The 2,449-nt window shown below is 71.3% G+C and carries 1 protein-coding gene; it reads left to right on the top strand.

The annotated features are described in order from the left end of the window. Nucleotides 1-2,449 (top strand): amino acid adenylation domain-containing protein (locus tag Q0W90_RS24200; protein WP_297777185.1); only part of this gene is annotated, 2,449 nt, incomplete at both ends.

Raw genomic sequence — 2,449 nt, 5'->3', positions numbered from 1 at the left:
GTGCCGCCCCCCCGCGTCGCATTCCGGCTGCCGGCCGCCCCCCCGCTCGCCGCCGCCACCCCCCCGGTTCGGCGCGCCCGGCTGGCCGGCTTCCCCGGCGCGGCCGCCGCCCCCGCCCCCCCCGCCGTGCACACCCGGCCCGCCGGCGCCCCGCCAGCGCCGGCCCACCAGAACATCGCCTACGTCATCTACACGTCCGGCACGACGGGAACCCCCAAGGGCGTGGCGGTCACCCACCACAACGTCACCGAGCTGCTGGCCGCACTGCACGACCGGTCGGCGCCGGGGGCGGGGGTGTGGAGCCAGTGCCATTCGCTGGCGTTCGACTTCTCGGTGTGGGAGATCTTCGGCGCGCTGCTGAGGGGCGGGCGGCTGCTCGTCGTGCCCGACGAGGTGGTGCGCTCGCCGGAAGACCTGCGCGCCTTGCTGATTGCCGAGAACGTCAGCGTGCTGAGCCAAACCCCGTCGGCGTTCTCGGCGCTGCAGAGCGCGGACGGCGCGCAATCGGGTCCGCGGCTCAACCCGCAGACCGTCGTGTTCGGTGGCGAAGCGCTGGTCCCGCAGCGTCTGGGCAAGTGGCTGGACAACCATCCCGGACGCCCGCGGCTGATCAACATGTACGGCATCACCGAGACGACGGTGCATGCCTCATTCCGGGAGATCGTCGACGGCGATGTCGGCGCCACTGCCAGCCCCATCGGAATGCCGTTGGCGCATCTGGGCTTTTTCGTGCTGGACTCGTGGCTGCGCCCGGTGCCCGCCGGTGTGACGGGTGAACTGTATATCGCCGGCTCCGGGGTCGCCGCGGGGTACGTCGGCCGCGCCGGTTTGACGGCGTCGCGGTTCGTGGCGTGCCCGTACGGTGGCTCCAGCGGGTTCGGGGCGCGCATGTATCGCACCGGGGATTTGGTGCGCTGGAGCCCGGGCGGGCAACTGCACTATCTCGGTCGCGCCGACGAACAGGTCAAGATCCGCGGCTACCGCATCGAGCTCGGCGAAATCCAGTCCGCGCTCACCGCATTGGATGGCGTCGAGCGGGCCGCGGTGATCGTCCGCGAGGACCGTCCCGGCGACAGGCGGCTCGTCGGCTACGTCACCGGTACCGCCGACCCGGGCGAGATCCGCGCCCACCTGGCCGAGCGGCTGCCGGCGTACCTGGTCCCGGCCACGGTGGTGGCCGTTGGCGCATTGCCGTTGACGCCCAACGGAAAGCTCGACACCCGCGCGCTGCCCGCACCCGAATACTCGCGCCGGTCTGACGGCGCCGATCAGTACCGCGCCCCGGCCACCGCCGTCGAGCAGGCCCTGGCCGACATCTACGCGCACGTTCTGGGCGTCGAGGGTGTCGGGATCGACGACTCCTTCTTCGACCTCGGTGGAGATTCGCTGTCGGCCATGCGGCTGGTCGCGGAGGTCAACGCCGGCCTCGACGTCCACCTCGGCGTGCGGGCCTTGTTCGAGGCGCCCACCATTCGACGGTTGGCGGCGCGACTGGGGACGGACGGCGGCGGTCGCATGCCGCTGGTGGCCGGTGCGCGGCCGGCGGTGGTGCCGCTGTCGTTCGCCCAGTCGCGGCTGTGGTTCGTCGGCCAATTGCACGGGCCGTCACCGGTGCACAACATGGCGATCGCTTTGCAGCTGCACGGGCGTCTGGACGGTGCGGCGTTCGGCGCCGCGCTGGCCGACGTGATGGCCCGTCACGAAAGCCTTCGGACGATGTTCCCGGCGCGCGAGGGAATACCGCGGCAACTCGTCGTCGAGGTGGACGAGGCCGATTGCGGCTGGCGGATCAGCGATGCGCGCGGCTGGTCAGCCGCCCGGCTGGGCAAGGCCATCGAGACCGTGGTGGGCCACCGGTTCGACTTGGCCACCGAAATTCCGTTGCGGGCATCGCTGTTCCGGCTCAACGACACCGAACACCTGTTGGTGGCCGTGGTGCACCATATCGCCGCCGACGGGTGGTCGCTGACCCCGCTGGTGCGCGATTTGGGGGAGGCCTACGCCAGCCGCTCGGCCGGTTGTGTCCCGGACTGGGCGCCGCTGCCGGTGCAGTATGTCGACTACACGCTCTGGCAGCGCGCCCAGTTAGGTGAACTGCAGGATCCGCACAGCCTGATCGCCGGGCAGGTGCGGTATTGGGAACACACCCTGGCCGGAATGCCCGAGCGACTCGAGTTGCCCACGGACCGGCCGTATCCGTTGGTGGCCGATTTCCGCGGGGCCAGCGTGGCCGTGGAGTGGCCGGCGGAGTTGCAGCAGCGGGTGCGCGCGGTGGCCAATGCGCACAACGCGACGAGCTTCATGGTGGTGCAGGCCGCCCTGGCGGTGCTGCTGGCCAAAATCAGCGCGAGTTCCGATGTGGCGGTGGGCTTCCCGATCGCCGGGCGGCGCGACCCGGCCCTCGACGACGTCGTGGGCTTCTTCGTCAACACCCTGGTGCTGCGCGTCG

Source organism: Mycobacterium sp. (assembly GCF_025933915.1).
Taxonomy (GTDB): domain Bacteria; phylum Actinomycetota; class Actinomycetes; order Mycobacteriales; family Mycobacteriaceae; genus Mycobacterium.
The sequence above is the reverse complement of the archived record's forward strand: the minus strand, read 5'-3'. Positions and strand labels throughout refer to the sequence as shown.